We start from the raw sequence: 14,130 nt of genomic DNA, 5'->3' as shown, positions 1-14,130 counted from the left end.
CTTCAATTTGACCCTCTCGGATCGGTCAGGGGCTGCCATGGACAAACCGCCTGCCATGTTCATCGCCGACTCGCTCGGCCTCGATTTCCTCAACTCGGTCGCGACGCCGGTCGATACGCCCGTCGACTGGCTCGACGACGGCAATGGCCTGATCGACTGGCTCGCCCAGGCGAAGCTCGTGCCGATGGACGAACTGAACGCGCTCAAGGCACGCGCGACACCGGGCGAGTTGGACAAGGTCGCGGATCAGGCGCGCGCACTGCGCGAATGGTTCAGGGGGGTTGTTCGCAAGCATGCGGGCGCGCCGCTTCCAGCGGAGGCGCTGAAAGAGCTCGATCCGTTGAACAACCTGCTGGAGCGCGACGAGACATTCAGTCGGATCGAACCCGGACATGATGACGGCGGCGCTCTGTCGCTGCACAGGAAGCGGCGATGGCGATCGCCTGACGCGTTGCTGCTGCCAGTTGGCGAAGCGATGGCGAAGTTCGTCTGCGAGGAGGATTTCGCCGACGTGAAAGCATGCGAGGGCCATAATTGCACGATGCTGTTCGCCGACCACACCCGCAGGCGCGCGCGGCGATGGTGCATCATGGCGGTCTGCGGCAACCGCGCCAAGCAGGCCGCACATCGCAACCGGCTCAAAGAGAAGCAGTAACGTGCGGTAGGGCAGTCGTCCTATCGCTTCTTGACCAGCTTCAGCGGCCGGACGGCCGCCTGATTGCGCGGCTTGCTCTGTGCTTCCGGCGGCCTCAGGAAGCGGACGAGCATCGTTCTGAGATGCTCCACCTGCTGCCTGACATCCAGCTTGGGATTGCGGATCGGCATGGCGCGGGATCCGTCTATGAGGGCGATCAGGATGTTCGCCGTTGCGTCCGGGTCCAGTCCTGGATCCACCCGCCCCTGGCTTTGCGCCTGGCGCAGGAAACTGGCCCACATCCGGCGGAACGCCCCGGTGTGGCGTTCGATGATTCTGGCGAACTCCGGATTGCGGGCGGCCTCCGCGAGCGCATCCATGTTGAGGACCTGGGCGAGACGGAGCCGCAGGCAGGTTTCCTCGATATCGGCGAGCAGCGCCTCGATCACATCGGGGGCGGCCAGGATCTTTTCAAACCGCTCCGCCGAGCGCGCGAGACCCAGGTCGATCATCGCCTCGATGATCGCCTCCTTGCTCGCGAAGTAGTGATAGAGGTGGCCCGGACTGATCCCGGCCTCGGCGCAGATGTCCGTCGTGCTGGCGCCGCGGAAGCCGTCCCTGGTGAAGCAGCGGATCGCCGCCCCGAGGATCTCTCCGCGCTTCTGCTCGTGCTTGACGGGGTCGACTTTCCTCAAGGCGCGCGTCTCCCTTCCCCTGATCGCCCGATTTAGCACGGCGGTCCGCCATGAGAAAATCTAAATTAGAGAGTTCCATCTATTTATATTGACGGGCGGCGAGGGGCGTGAGAATGATTACTAGAGTAATCTCTCTAATAAAATGTCCGGGCGCGAGTGAGACCATGCGTTTTCAACGGGCGACCCTGATGTGTGTCACGCTGGCGCTCGGGGGCTGCGCGACCGCGCCGCTCGAGCGGGCCGGCTCGCTCAGGAGCTACGACCGGATGTCGGACGCGAACGGGCTGGTCACGCGATCGCAGATCCGCGTCAACAAGAAGGACGTGCTGGCTGCGAAGACGATCCGGATCGCATCGACCGTCTTTCCCGCGCGGGCCGACGTCCCCTTGACCGAAAAGGAACGGCGTCTGGTCGCGAACGCCATCAGCCGCGAGTTGTGTCTTCGATTGAGTGAGCGCTTCCGCATCGTCGCCGGCGATGACGACGCCGACCTCACGGTGCAGGCGACGGTCACGCATGCCACGCCGACCAGCCCGACCGCCTCCGGCGCATCGCAAGCTCTGTCGATCGCGAAGACTGTTGCCCTTCCCGGCGTGCCTGTGCCGGTACCAAGGCTTCCAGTTGGGCTCGGAAGCCTGTCGGTCGAGGCGGAAGCGCGCGACTTCGCCGGATTTCAGAAGGCGGCCATGGTCTGGGCGCGCAGCGCCAACTCCATCGCGAACTCTGCGCGGGTCGCCAATGAGGGCGATGCATACGATCTCGCCGCCGATTTCGGCGCCGACTTCGCCAAGCTGGTTACCACCGGAGACTCTCCGTTTGGCGGCATCCCCGCGCTGCCCCCCATCGAGAGCATTCCCGTGCGGTTCGGCGGCGCGCCCAAATATGTCGCGTGCGAGGCGTTCGGACGGTTTCCAGGGGTGACCGGCTTTGCGGGAGAGAAGCTCGGCCTGCCGCCAAGCTGGACTGATTCAGGTGCCAAGGACGCTCCGGTCGCGCCACCGGCGCCCGAAGTGCCTTCAGGACAGACGCTCACACAGTGACGTGGCTGCCTTCACGTCCAAGCCCAACATAATGGTAGCCGTTTAGAGTAGATGACATGCTGACATCCGGAACAACTCGCCCTTTCCAACGCGCTTTGCGCCAAAGTGCAACGCGCGCCGATGTGCACGCGAGGAGCGTTCCTCTGTTCACGGCGGATGAGGCGTGGAGCCGAACCAACGCGGATCGCCACGCAGCGAGCGAGAAGAGCGAGAAGGATGACCGGGAGTCGACCCTTGAGCCCGGCTTCTGGATGACGGCCCTGGTTGCGTTCCTGCCGACGGTCGCAGGCTGCCTCTATCTCTTTCTGACCCAAGGATGACACGTCCGTATCGAACGCGCCACCGCGCATCCCCGCGGGCGTTGGCCGCTGTCTTGGCGCTGCTGCTGGCGGGATGCGCGTCGAGCGCGAACCTCCCGCCTGCCTATCATCCTTCGCGTGCACCGAGCGCCAAGGCGGTGCAGGAGGGTGTCAAGAAGGCAGCCGCTGAAGCCAGGCTGACCGGTGGCCTCGAGACATCGGCCGTCCGTCACAGCGACCACGGGCCGGGATCGTATTTCGTCTGCCTGAGGCAGACAGGCCCATCGGCGGGCGGACGGCCCATTTATTCGGCTTTCTTCGACAATGACGAGTACAAGGGAATCCAGAGTTCGGTATTGTCTGAAGCATGCGAAGCCGAATCATTGGTTCCCTTCAAATGAGGCCGGAATGTCGAATTGGTCAGAATGAGCAGCCCCGCTGACCGAAGCCTCGGCCTTGGTTCCGTGCCCCAAAAACCACCCAATCGGGGGTCACTAAGCGCCGCGGTGGAGGCCTCTGCCTCCTGTGGCGGGACTGCAGGACTTGATGATTGATCCAAGGCGACTTGTGGTGTTGGCGGCGCTTGCGCTGCTCGCCTTGAATCCCGGTCTGGCCGCAGCCTCGCCGGCCAAGACGAAGCCGGCTGTGGCCCCGACTGTCGCGCCGCCGCCATCCCCTCCGGCCGAGCCGCTACCGCCGCCGAAGATCTATCTGTTTCGTGGCGCGATGGGGCCGATCTTCTCGACCGGCATGGACCGGCTTAGCGAGAAGCTGACAAAGGCGGGCTTTTCGGCCGATGTCTACGAATTCACCATCTGCCGATGGATCGGCGATCGCGCCATCTCCAGCTACAAGGAGAGCCCGGCGCCAATCGTGCTGATCGGCCATTCCATGGGTGGACTGTGCTCGGTCATCATCTCCGAGATGGCGGCCAAGGAGAACATCCCGATCAGCCTCGTCATCACCATCGACCCCGCCCATGCGACCGACGACGTGCCGCTCAATGTCGAACGCTTCATCAACATCTTCCTCTCCGACAGCGTGCTCGGCGGCGGCAATGTGGTCGCGGTGCCGGGCTTCCGTGGCCATTATGCGAGCTATGATCTGAAGGAGAACAGCCGCGTCTCGCACATCAACATCGAGAAGTCGGACGACATCCACCGACAGATCGTCGAGATGGTGACGCAGTTGCCGCGGATCCAGGCGACGCAGACCGAGGCCGATGCGGTGCCGCTGCGCTACCTCGTCCCCGGAGACACGCTGGTCGAATTGTGGGACAGCGGCGCGCGCATGCCGGTCCGCCGCGGCGACACCATGGAGAGCATCGCCGCAGCCAACCGCGTGCCGTTGTGGTCGCTCGCGCAGAGCAACTCGCTGCCGGAGAACGCAACGCTCACTCCGGGCCAGTCCATCATTGTCCCGCGGCATTTGACACCGCCGGACGCCGCGGCCGCGATGGTAGTGCCGCCGGCGGCGGCACCTTCGCGGCGGAAGTAGTCCTTTCTTCACCTCTCCCCGTAAGAAAGGGGAGAGGGAGAAGATCACACGTTCGAGCCGTGGATCGCGTCGATCACGGCGTCCGTCACTTCCTTCGTCGTCGCCTTGCCGCCGACATCTGGCGTCAGCACGCCGGCGGCACACACTTTCTCCACCGCCGCCATCAACCGTGCGGCTGCATCCTTCTCGCCGAGATGCTCGAGCATCTGCGCGCCGGTCCAGAACGTCGCGACGGGGTTGGCAATGCCCTTGCCGGTGATGTCGAAGGCCGAGCCGTGGATCGGCTCGAACATCGAGGGGAAGCGGCGCTGCGGATCGATGTTGCCGGTCGGCGCCACGCCGAGGCTTCCGGCAAGCGCGCCGGCGAGGTCGGAGAGAATGTCGGCATGGAGGTTGGTCGCCACGATGGTGTCGAGGCTCTTCGGATGCAGCGTCATGCGCACCGTCATGGCGTCGACCAGCATTTTGTCCCAGGTGACGTCTGGGAATTCACTGGCGACTTCGGCGGCGATTTCGTCCCACATCACCATGCCGTGGCGCTGCGCGTTCGACTTGGTCACGACGGTCAGGAATTTGCGCGGACGTGACTGCGCGAGCTGGAACGCATAGCGCATGATCCGGGTCACGCCGACGCGGGTGAAGACCGCCACTTCGGTGCCGACCTCTTCCGGCAAGCCCCTGTGGGCGCGGCCGCCCATGCCGGCATATTCGCCTTCCGAATTCTCACGCACGATGACCCAGTCGAGATCGCCGACGCCGACATTGCGCAGCGGCGAGGCGACGCCGGGCAAAATCTTGGTCGGCCGCACATTGGCGTATTGGTCGAAGCCCTGGCAGATCGGCAGGCGCAGGCCCCACAGCGTGATGTGGTCGGGCACATCAGGGGCGCCGACCGCGCCGAAATAGATGGCGTCGAATGTCTTCAGCTCGGTGAGGCCGTCGGCCGGCATCATCACGCCGTGCTTCTTGTAGTAGTCCGAGCCCCAGTCGAACGTCTTGATGGTGAAGGCGAGGTCGCCGCTGCGCTTTGCCAGCGCCTCCAGCACGCGGACGCCGGCCGAGATGACCTCGGGGCCGATGCCGTCGGCGGGAATGGCTGCGATCGAATGGGTGCGCATGAGAAGCTCCGTTTGAGAGATCAGTGGGATTGCGTGAGAGGTTCGACGCGTGCGGTTTGCGCGCGCGACAATAGCAGGGTCAGGACCGCCGAGAGAACGAGCAGGCCGCTGACGAAGTAAAGTCCGCCGACAAAGCTGCCGGTCTGGTCCTTGATCCAGCCGATCATGGCGGGGCCGACGAAACCGCCGAGATTGCCGATCGAGTTGATGGTGGCGATGCCGGCGGCGGCCGCGGGACCGGAGAGGAACAGCGTCGGCAGGCTCCACAGCGGCGGTTTTGCGGAGGAGATACCGATATTGACGAGCGTCAGCGCGACGAGGACCGCGACGACGCCGGATGCAAGGCCGGCATAGGCAAGCCCGACCGCTGCGATCAGGCAGGCGAGCACGACGTGCCAGGTGCGCTCGCCGGTGCGATCCGAATGCCGTGCCCACAGCACCATGGCGACGACGGCCGCTGTTGCCGGCAGCGCATTGAGGAAGCCGACTTGAAGCGTGGACAGGCCGAACTGCTTGATGATCTGCGGCGCCCAGACGCCGAGCGTATAGAGGCCGGCCGACGTGCCGAAATAGATCAGCGACAGCGCCAGCACGCGCGGATCGGCAAGGCCACGCCAGATGCTGTGGCTCGCGGTCGCGGCCTTGCTGGTGGTTTCTTCGTTCATGGTCTCGACCAGCCAACGGCGCTCGTCGTCGGTGAGCCATGTTGCTTTCTCCGGGCGATCGGTCAGGAAGGCCAGCACGACGAAGCCGAGCAGCACGGCCGGCACTGCCTCCAGCACGAACAGCCATTGCCAGCCCTTGAAGCCGAGCAGGCCGTCCATCTCCAGCAGCGCTCCGGAGACCGGCGAGCCCAGCACGGTCGAGAGTGGTGCTGCCGCCATGAACAATGCGGTGACCGCTGCGCGCTGGCGTGCCGGGAACCAGTAGGAGAGATAGAGGATGATGCCGGGAAAGAAGCCGGCTTCGGCGACGCCGAGCAGGAAGCGCAGGATGTAGAAGCTGGTCGCACCTTGCACGAACGCCATCGCCGCTGAGACCAGGCCCCAGGTGATCATCACGCGCGCGATCCAGATCCGCGCGCCGACCTTGTGCAGGATGATGTTGGAGGGCACTTCGAACAGGAAATAACCCCAGAAGAAGATGCCGGCGCCAAAACCGTAGACAGTCGGCGACAAGCCGATGTCCTTGTTCATCGTCAACGAGGCGAAGCCGATATTGACGCGATCGATGAAGGCCACGAAGTAGAGCAGCATGATGAAGGGAACGATGCGCCAGCTGATCTTGCGCAGCACGCGCGTCTGAATCTCGCTCGCCACTCTGGCCTCCCTCAAGTCCTGATTTTCGTTGTGTGGCAGCGAGCCTAGGCGGCAGCATGAGGCGGACTCAATTGGCGCTGGTTTATACAAAAAAATGATATAATCCTTGCGAGCGAGACGAGAGGACCGGAAGAGATGGAATTGCATCAGCTCCGATGCTTCGTGGCGGCGGCCGAGCAGCTGCATTTCGGCCGCGCGGCGCAGCATCTCCAGATGCTGCCGTCCGCGCTCGGGCGCCAGATCAGGCTCCTGGAAGAGGATCTGGGAACGCGGTTGTTCGCGCGCACGACCCGCGCCGTCTCGCTCACCGAGGACGGAACGATGCTGCTGCGCGACGCCCGCGCCATCCTCGCCCGGGTCGAAGCCGTGGAGAGCAACCTGCGCAATCGTTCGCGCGCGGGTGCGGTGCGGCGGCTGCGGGTCGGTGCCATCGACAGCGCGGCGGCGGGGTTGCTGCCACCGCTGCTGCGTGACTTCCGCGCCGGACATCCCGAGGTCGCGGTGCAGCTGCTGGAGGACAAGACCGTCCGGCTGTTGCCAAAGATCTTGACCGGTGCACTCGATCTCGCCTTCGTCCGCCCGCCCGACCGGCCGGACAAGCGGCTGGAGTTCCGCGCTTTGCTCCAGGAGACCGCAATCGTTGCTTTCCCGCAGCGGCATGCGCTCGCAGCGCGCAAGTTCATCACCTTGGCCGACATCGCCGACGAGCCGATGCTCGTCCCGGACCGTCGCTCGCGGCCGCACAGCCACGACCTCACGATGAAGCTGTTCGAGCAGGCCGGCTTGATGCCGCGCATCATGCAGGTGGCCGACGAGAAGCAGACCATCATCCACCTGGTGGCAACGAAGCTCGGCGTCGCGATCGTACCGCGCTGGACCACGCGAATGGCGGTCTCCGGCGTGCGCTTCGTGCGGCTGCGGCCAAAGCAGAGCGGCCCTGTCGGGCGGCTGCCGCTGGCAGCGGCCTGGTTGCGCGGCTCGCGCGACCCGGCTCGCGATGCGATGCTGTCGGTGCTGGAGGCGCGCCTGCGCAGCTATGCGCGGGAAGCGTGAGCGGATATGACGGTGGCCTGGACAAATGGTGGATACGATGACGGATCAGAAGGCTCAGAACGAACTGCGGGTTGCCATTGCAGGCCTGGGCTCGATCGGCAGCAAGATTGCAACGGCGCTCGATCAGGGCATTGAGGGGCTGACGCTCTCCGCTGTAGCGGTACGCGATCCCGCGAAACACCAGAGCTTCCTGAGCGGCCTGCGCCGCCCGCCGAAAGTTTTGCCGATCGACCAGCTCGGCGACGCGGCCGACCTCGTGGTCGAATGCGCGCCGAGCAGTCAGCTGCGCGCGATCGTCGAGCCGGCGGTGAAGCGCGGCAGGTCCGCGGTGGTGGTCAGCGTTGGCGGATTGCTCGACAATTTTGATCTGGTCGATCTTGCCCGCGCCAATGGCGGCCGCATCCTCGTCCCGACCGGCGCGCTGATCGGGCTTGATGCGGTCAACGCGGCTGCGGTCGGCACCATTCATTCGGTGAAGATGGTCACGCGCAAGCCGATCGACGGGCTGAAGGGCGCACCGTTCATCGTTCAGAACAACATCGATATCGACAATCTGCGCGAGCCGCTCAAACTGTTCGAGGGCAGCGCGCGCGACGCGGCGAAGGGCTTTCCGGCCAACGTCAATGTCGCCGTTGCGCTGTCGCTGGCGGGCATCGGGCCCGATCGCACCCAGATGCAGGTTTGGGCCGACCCCACTGTGACGCGCAATGTTCACCGCATCGAGGTCGAGGCGGATTCGGCGCGGTTCTCGATGGGCATCGAGAACATCCCGTCGGAAAATCCCAAGACCGGGATGATCACCGCGCTGTCCGTAATCGCGCTGCTGCGCAAGCAGCGCGCCACGTTGTGTGTGGGGACGTAATTCTTAAGCGCCTGTCACGCGCCAGATCACGTTGCCAACGTCGTCGGCCATCAGCAGCGACTTCTTGTCGGGGCCGATCACGACGCCAACCGGGCGGCCGTAGGATTCCTTCTCGTCCGGGGACAGGAAGCCCGACAGGATGTCGCGACCGGGGCCGGACGGCTTTCCGTTCTCGAACGGGATGAACACCAGCTTGTAGCCGGACAGTGTGCTGCGATTCCACGAGCCGTGCTGGCCGATCACCATGCCGTCGGGGAAGCCCGGCAGGGTGCCGGCAGGCATCCAGCACAGGCCGAGTGAAGCGGTGTGACCACCGAGCGCGTAGTCGGGTTGAAGCGCCTTGGCAACCATCGCTGCATCCTGCGGCACGCGGTCGTCCACCGTCTTGCCCCAGTAGCAATAGGGCCAGCCGTAGAAGCCGCCGTCGCGCACCGAGGTCAGATAGTCCGGCGGCGTCTCGTCGCCGAGCCCGTCGCGCTCGTTGACGACGGTCCAGAGCACATTGGTGTTGGGCTCCCACGCGAGTCCAACCGGGTTGCGCAGTCCCGCACCAAAAATGCGATGCGTGCCGGCGGCGAGGTCGAGCTCGTAGACCGCGGCGCGACCTTCCTCGACCTCCATGCCCATCTCGGCGATATTGCTGAGCGAGCCGACGCCGGCATAGAGCTTCTTGCCGTCGGGGCTCGCGAGCAGGCTGCGCGTCCAGTGGCCGCTGGGCTTGAAGGTGGTGAGCCGCTTGCCCGGCGCGGTGATGCGATCGGCATTGGCGACGTAGGGAAAGGCCATCACGCCGTCGGTGTTGCCGACATAGAATGTGTCGCCGACCAGCGCCATGCCGAACGGCTGGCTGAGGTTCTCCATGAAGGCGCCGCGATGTTCAGCGACGCCGTCGCCGTCCTTGTCGCGCAGAAGCGTGATGCGGTTGGCGGACTCGCCAAGCGCTGCGGCGCGCCGCATCGTCGCCTGCATCGCGTAGTGGAACACCGACCTCGGGGCGCCCGCGATCTGCGTCGCCTCCGCGATCAGCACGTCGCCATTGGGTAGCACCTCGATCCAGCGTGGGTGGTCGAGGCCGCTCGCAAACGCGTTGACCTTGAGCCCGGGCGCGACCGTCGGCTTCCGGCCCTCGCTCCAGCCGCGGGCGGTCGGCATCTTCAGCGTCGGCAGCGCGCCTTGCGGCTTCGCTTCGGGAATCGAGGGGGCCTGACCCCAGGCCGGCGCGGGTGTGGCGCCCGACAGCTTTCGCCATTGCAACGCGATGCCGCCCACGAACGCGACGAACTGCGCAAAGATGCTGGAAAATGTCATGAAAATCCCCTGTCGAACCCTAAGGCACTGTCCAACGGCGGATCGTCCAACGCCCCGTGCGGGCCCAAGACCTAATTCCTGCCGGATCGTCGACCTCTCCAGATCGACGATCGAACGTCGTCGTGCCGTTTTGCGCGCGCATCCAACTGGGTGGCGGTAAAAAGGTCAACCTGTGCGGGCTCGGATCGGGCCGTTCACGGCGCAAATAGCTGCACGCCGAATTTGCATGGCAAGGTCCGTCACCGTCATCCTGAGTTGCCGGAGCGTAGCGGAGGCCTCGAAGGATGGACGGCCCGGCTGCTGCATCTCGGCCGTGCATCCTTCGAGGCTCGGCTCGCGATGCATTCGCATCGCAAACCTCGCACCTCAGGATGACGGATTTGGTGTCAGCGTTGTGCCGGTATTTGGCGCAGGCGCTCGGGCATCACCGCGGCGACAGGAACGGGATGATCATCGGCACGCGGCGGCAATAGGCGCCGTAGGCGTCCTCGCCGAGCTCTTTCGACAAAAACACCTCTTCCATCCGGCCCTTCTGCCACATGCCGAGCGAGATCAGGATCGCGCCGAGGATCGTCGTCACGGTGCCGACGGCGATGCCGGTGACGAGCATGCCGAAGATCAGCCCAGTGTAGATCGGGTGCCGCACGATGCCGTAAGGGCCGGTGTCGATGACGCGGTGGTCTTCCTTGTGGGTGATGGTGTTGGACCAGAATTTTCCAAGATGCAGCCGTCCCCACCATGCGAAGGCGATGCCGAAGACCGAGAGAACCGCGGCGATAAAGATGCCGGTGTTGCCGAGCACCCAGAGCGGCTTCCAGCCCAGGACCTCCGCAATCCACGGCGTGTACAGGATGCCGCCGACTAGGATCGGGATGCGATAGCGGCCGGACTCCAGCGTCATCACCTGCTTCTGGGTCCGCCCCTGCCAGAACGAGGCGCCCACCCAGCTGGCGAGAAAGGCGAGCCAGATCAGGGCCAGGAGTTCGGTCGGCCAGGTCGTGGTCCAGCCGCCCCAGGCGACAGAAAGAAGCTTGCTGAAATCGAAGGACATAAGGAAAGGTTCTTTGCTTTGGGGAGCAGATCAGCTCGCGCGCGACGACAGCGCGTGATGCTCGATGGCATTGGACGCGGCCTGGCCGCCGCGGGCGAGCAGATGGGTGATGGTTTCGCGCAGCACCGGCTCGATCGGGCGCGGCGTATAGCCGAGCTCGCTGCGGGCCTTGCCGATTGAAAGGTCGCTCGCGGCAAGCGCGATGCGCACGCCCTCGGCGGTGCCGTTGGGCGGACGGTGCGTGATGCGATCGGAGATCGATTCCAGCATGATGGCGGAGAGCTCGGCGATCTTGCCGGGAACGACGACCGGATATTGCCGCCGTCCGCTCATCGCCGACATCATCCGCAGGATCTGGCCGAGCCGGACGCAATCGCCGCCGAGGATGTAGCGCTGGCCGATGCGGCCGCGCTCCATTGTCAGCACCAGGCCCATGGCGACGTCGCGGACGTCGACGAGGTTGACCAGGAAATCGAGATGCGGCTGCACTTTCTTCTGCAGGAAGTACCACAGCATTGCGGTGGGCGGCGTCAGATTGTGGTCGGCGGGGCCGATCGGCATGGTCGGCGTGCCGATCACGAGCGGGAAGCCGCTGGCCGCGGCCTTGGCGGCGTGGTGCTCGGCGAGGGACTTCGACCGCGTGTATGCGCCGGGCATCGCGTCGGCCGGCTGCAGTGCCTCCTCGGCGGCAACGCCGTTGAGGTTCGCATAAGGGAACAGGATCGATTCCGTCGAGCAGTGCAGGAAACGCGACACACCGCGCTTCATCGCAGCCCCAAGCACGACCTCGGTTCCGCGGAAATTGACGTTGTGGAAATCCCGCTTGTTGGCGACCCACATGCCGGGCAGGCCGGCGAGGTGATAGACCTGATCTACCCCGGAAAGCGCAGCATCGACCGCAGCACCGTCCAGCACCGAGCCGTGCACATATTCAACGTCCGCGTTCGCGGCGGCCGGCGGCCGCACATCGAGAACACGTACCCGCTGCCCACGGGCGCGGAGCGCTTCGACAAGATGCTGTCCGATGAAACCGCTGCCACCGGTAACCAGTACGAGAGTCATGAAGTAGGTTTTGCTGTTCCGCTTCGAGAAAGCTATCGGGTTGAAAGGGAGTTGCTCGGAAGAGGCGCGAGAATCGCGGCGAGGTCGCGACGAAAACCCAATGCAATGTAAAATTTTGCCATGACGAACATCGGTCCAAGCAGGAAATGCGTGGGGTGGTCCACCATCGACGGCTGCCGCTCCTCAAATACCTTGTGGCCGACAATCTGCGATGCGACGCCGAGCACGATCAGCACCGCAAAAATCGACCACATCATGGCAATCGAGACCTGATTGCCGATCGCGGTTGCGACCGAAAGCAGCACGATCATCGACACGAGGATGCCGAGCCCGACCCCGGCGTCCAGCATCAGCCAGTATACCAGCACGGGCACGGCCAAAATCACCGCCAGGCTGACCTCGACCCCGAACACGGAGAAATGGACCAGCGTCAGCGGCAGTGTCGCGCCGGTGAAGAGCAGGAGAATGCCGACCACATGCATCGCGCAATTCCAGGGATCGCGATGGTATTCGACATAATCGGCCAGTTGGCGTTGAAAATAGCCAGCCATCTCGGTCTCGTGCGTCACGGGGTCGGGGAAGGGCGAAGACAGCCTATAGCACCTGATAGGGCACTGCACAAACCGGCGCTAGTGTCGCGCAGGACCATGCTGTCGCGCTGTGAGACAGGTCACAAAATAGTCAAGACTTCAACGGGTTCCGCTGGGCACGAAGGTCGCGCGCTCAATGCTTCTTGGCGGGCTTTTTCGCAGCAGGCGCAGGGGCTGCTGCGGGATGCGCAGGCGCATCTTCGGGCACTTTGGCAAAGGTCAGGATTTGCAACTGGCCGTTGACTGCCGAGGTCGGCTTGGCGCGGTCGAGGAACTGCTCCTCGCCGAGGCCGACCGGCTGCAGCCGCTTGGTCGAAATCTTGAACGTGTTCACCAGCACATCGCGGATCGCATCCGCCCGGCGCTGGCTCAGGATCGCGTTGGCTTCCCGCGTCTTCTGATTGGACTCGACATGGCCGACGATCAGGAACGTGTAGGGCAGCAGCGAGGCGTGAACCATTGCGTCGGCGATCCGGCCGACGGTCTGGTAGGAGTCCGGCTGGATGATCGGCGTGTCGGCGTCGAACTGGATCTGGGCGTTGAAGGCGGGCAGCTTGGCCAGATCAGGCGCGATCAGCGGCCGGTTCACCGGACCCGGATCGTTCTTGATCCTGGCCTTGGCCCGCTCCATCACCTGCTGCTTCAGCGCGGGGAGGTCGACCTCGGGGGCCTCCTCGAAATGATTGAGCTTGCCGACGATGTCGTCGCGGGTCGGCGCCGTCTGTGCGCCGGCCGCGCCCGCGAGCAGAGCAAGGCCCAACGCGAAACCGAGTCCGGCGGTGATGTGCCCGGTTGCCCGCATCATCGATACCCCGCGTCGTCGACGGCCTTCAGGCAGTTGTTGCTGATGCCCTTGGGCGTCGAGATCAGGCACGGGATCGACTTGCTGGTCTCCTTGGTCGAGCCGCCGCAGACCTTGACGATCTCGCGCTGGCAGGCGTTCGCGACCGTGACGCGGGCGGCGACGCGCTTCTGGATGGCGTCGAACACGGTGAGGTAGTCGCTCTGGCACCGCTGTGAGAGCACGTCCCGGTTGCGGGACAGACACTCCTTCAGGCGGGTGGAGTCCGGATTGACGCCACGGCAATTGGCGACGATTTCCGCACCGCAACTTTTTGCCAGCAGCCCGATCGAATCGCCAAAGCTCATGGTCTCCGCCGTCGCGAGCGACGGCATCCCCAATGCAAGCACGATCAGTGTGATGGAGCCCCGGACCATGGCTGCATCTGATACGGGGAAGTTCGCCATGGTCAAGGGCTGTTCGCCCCGGAATTGTCGAGAGTCCGGCCGGTGCGGCGAACAGTCCTCACTCCTCGGCGTCGGTGCTGGGAGGAAATTCGATCAGGACGGTCGTGTGGTTCCTGATGTCGTCGGCAAATTCGGGATCGGCCTTGAGCTCGTCCAAGGTCCGCGGCGTGGGAAGCGCGCGGCCGTCCTCGATCAGCTCCTGCGCGTAGAACGCAATCGCCTCGGGCGCATTTTCCAAGGCCTCGTCGACGTCGTCGCCGCCGGACATGCAACCGGGCAGGTCCGGAAACCACATGCCAACGGCCTCGTCCGGGCCGTTGTCTTCGATGACGGCGACGTAGTGAGGCATATCTG

The 14,130-nt window shown here is 64.6% G+C and carries 17 protein-coding genes; 7 read left to right on the top strand and 10 right to left on the bottom strand.

Annotation, left to right across the window (positions count from 1 at the left end; genetic code table 11):
• Positions 1-37 precede the first annotated feature (37 nt).
• On the top strand, positions 38-655 hold the full coding sequence (locus ACLFLU_RS31805) for a CGNR zinc finger domain-containing protein (RefSeq protein WP_426408665.1): 618 nt from the start codon (positions 38-40) through the stop codon (positions 653-655).
• A 20-nt stretch (positions 656-675) separates the two neighbouring features.
• On the opposite strand, the gene ACLFLU_RS31800 is transcribed toward ACLFLU_RS31805, so the two are convergent.
• Positions 676-1,329, bottom strand: a complete 654-nt coding sequence (locus ACLFLU_RS31800) for a TetR/AcrR family transcriptional regulator (protein ID WP_426408664.1) — start codon at positions 1,327-1,329, stop codon at positions 676-678.
• Positions 1,330-1,517: 188 nt separating this feature from the next.
• On the opposite strand from ACLFLU_RS31800, the gene ACLFLU_RS31795 reads away from it, so the two are divergent.
• From ACLFLU_RS31795 to ACLFLU_RS31780, 4 genes are all read left to right on the top strand, one after another.
• Positions 1,518-2,369: a DUF3313 domain-containing protein gene (locus ACLFLU_RS31795; protein WP_426414118.1), complete on the top strand. Its 852-nt coding sequence runs from the start codon at positions 1,518-1,520 to the stop codon at positions 2,367-2,369.
• A 56-nt stretch (positions 2,370-2,425) separates the two neighbouring features.
• Positions 2,426-2,689, top strand: a complete 264-nt coding sequence (locus ACLFLU_RS31790) for a hypothetical protein (RefSeq protein WP_426408663.1) — start codon at positions 2,426-2,428, stop codon at positions 2,687-2,689.
• Positions 2,690-2,742: 53 nt separating this feature from the next.
• A complete protein-coding gene (locus tag ACLFLU_RS31785; protein ID WP_426408662.1) occupies positions 2,743-3,069 on the top strand; it encodes a hypothetical protein in 327 nt (108 codons plus the stop codon).
• A gap of 145 nt (positions 3,070-3,214) precedes the next feature.
• Positions 3,215-4,165 carry a LysM peptidoglycan-binding domain-containing protein gene (locus tag ACLFLU_RS31780; protein WP_426408661.1) on the top strand — a complete coding sequence of 317 codons (951 nt, stop codon included), beginning with the start codon at positions 3,215-3,217 and terminating at the stop codon, positions 4,163-4,165.
• Between the two features lie 44 nt (positions 4,166-4,209).
• On the opposite strand, the gene ACLFLU_RS31775 is transcribed toward ACLFLU_RS31780, so the two are convergent.
• Both ACLFLU_RS31775 and ACLFLU_RS31770 read right to left on the bottom strand, forming a co-directional pair.
• Positions 4,210-5,283 (bottom strand): tartrate dehydrogenase, encoded by a 1,074-nt coding sequence (locus ACLFLU_RS31775; RefSeq protein WP_426408660.1) that lies wholly within the window; start codon positions 5,281-5,283, stop codon positions 4,210-4,212.
• A 20-nt stretch (positions 5,284-5,303) separates the two neighbouring features.
• Complete coding sequence (locus tag ACLFLU_RS31770; RefSeq protein ID WP_426408659.1) at positions 5,304-6,602, bottom strand: MFS transporter; 1,299 nt, start codon at positions 6,600-6,602, stop codon at positions 5,304-5,306.
• Positions 6,603-6,737: 135 nt separating this feature from the next.
• Here ACLFLU_RS31770 and ACLFLU_RS31765 point away from each other — a divergent pair, with 135 nt between their 5' ends.
• Positions 6,738-7,655: a LysR family transcriptional regulator gene (locus tag ACLFLU_RS31765; protein WP_426408658.1), complete on the top strand. Its 918-nt coding sequence runs from the start codon at positions 6,738-6,740 to the stop codon at positions 7,653-7,655.
• 37 nt (positions 7,656-7,692) lie between these two features.
• Positions 7,693-8,517 carry an aspartate dehydrogenase gene (locus tag ACLFLU_RS31760; protein WP_426408657.1) on the top strand — a complete coding sequence of 275 codons (825 nt, stop codon included), beginning with the start codon at positions 7,693-7,695 and terminating at the stop codon, positions 8,515-8,517.
• 3 nt (positions 8,518-8,520) lie between these two features.
• Here the strand turns inward: ACLFLU_RS31760 and ACLFLU_RS31755 are convergent, their stop codons facing one another.
• The 7 genes from ACLFLU_RS31755 to ACLFLU_RS31725 form a co-directional block, all read right to left on the bottom strand.
• Positions 8,521-9,825, bottom strand: a complete 1,305-nt coding sequence (locus tag ACLFLU_RS31755) for a PQQ-dependent sugar dehydrogenase (protein WP_426408656.1) — start codon at positions 9,823-9,825, stop codon at positions 8,521-8,523.
• Positions 9,826-10,249: 424 nt separating this feature from the next.
• A complete protein-coding gene (locus ACLFLU_RS31750; protein WP_426408655.1) occupies positions 10,250-10,876 on the bottom strand; it encodes a methyltransferase family protein in 627 nt (208 codons plus the stop codon).
• A gap of 30 nt (positions 10,877-10,906) precedes the next feature.
• Entirely contained in the window at positions 10,907-11,938 is a 1,032-nt protein-coding gene (locus ACLFLU_RS31745) for an NAD-dependent epimerase/dehydratase family protein (protein WP_426408654.1), read from the bottom strand.
• A 32-nt stretch (positions 11,939-11,970) separates the two neighbouring features.
• Positions 11,971-12,489, bottom strand: a complete 519-nt coding sequence (locus ACLFLU_RS31740) for a DUF962 domain-containing protein (RefSeq protein WP_426408653.1) — start codon at positions 12,487-12,489, stop codon at positions 11,971-11,973.
• A 172-nt stretch (positions 12,490-12,661) separates the two neighbouring features.
• Positions 12,662-13,330: an OmpA family protein gene (locus tag ACLFLU_RS31735; RefSeq protein WP_426414117.1), complete on the bottom strand. Its 669-nt coding sequence runs from the start codon at positions 13,328-13,330 to the stop codon at positions 12,662-12,664.
• The gene (locus ACLFLU_RS31730; protein ID WP_426408652.1) at positions 13,330-13,746 is read right to left on the bottom strand and encodes a hypothetical protein; all 417 of its coding nucleotides are present in this window, start codon (positions 13,744-13,746) and stop codon (positions 13,330-13,332) included. Before ACLFLU_RS31730 ends, ACLFLU_RS31735 begins: the two co-directional genes overlap by 1 nt.
• A gap of 88 nt (positions 13,747-13,834) precedes the next feature.
• Positions 13,835-14,125, bottom strand: coding sequence for a type II toxin-antitoxin system HicB family antitoxin (locus ACLFLU_RS31725; RefSeq protein WP_426408651.1), 291 nt, complete (start codon positions 14,123-14,125; stop codon positions 13,835-13,837).
• Between the last annotated feature and the right edge of the window lie 5 nt (positions 14,126-14,130).

It is taken from the genome of Bradyrhizobium ganzhouense, assembly GCF_049949285.1.
GTDB classification, from domain to species: Bacteria; Pseudomonadota; Alphaproteobacteria; order Rhizobiales; family Xanthobacteraceae; genus Bradyrhizobium; species Bradyrhizobium ganzhouense.
The sequence above is the reverse complement of the archived record's forward strand: the minus strand, read 5'-3'. Positions and strand labels throughout refer to the sequence as shown.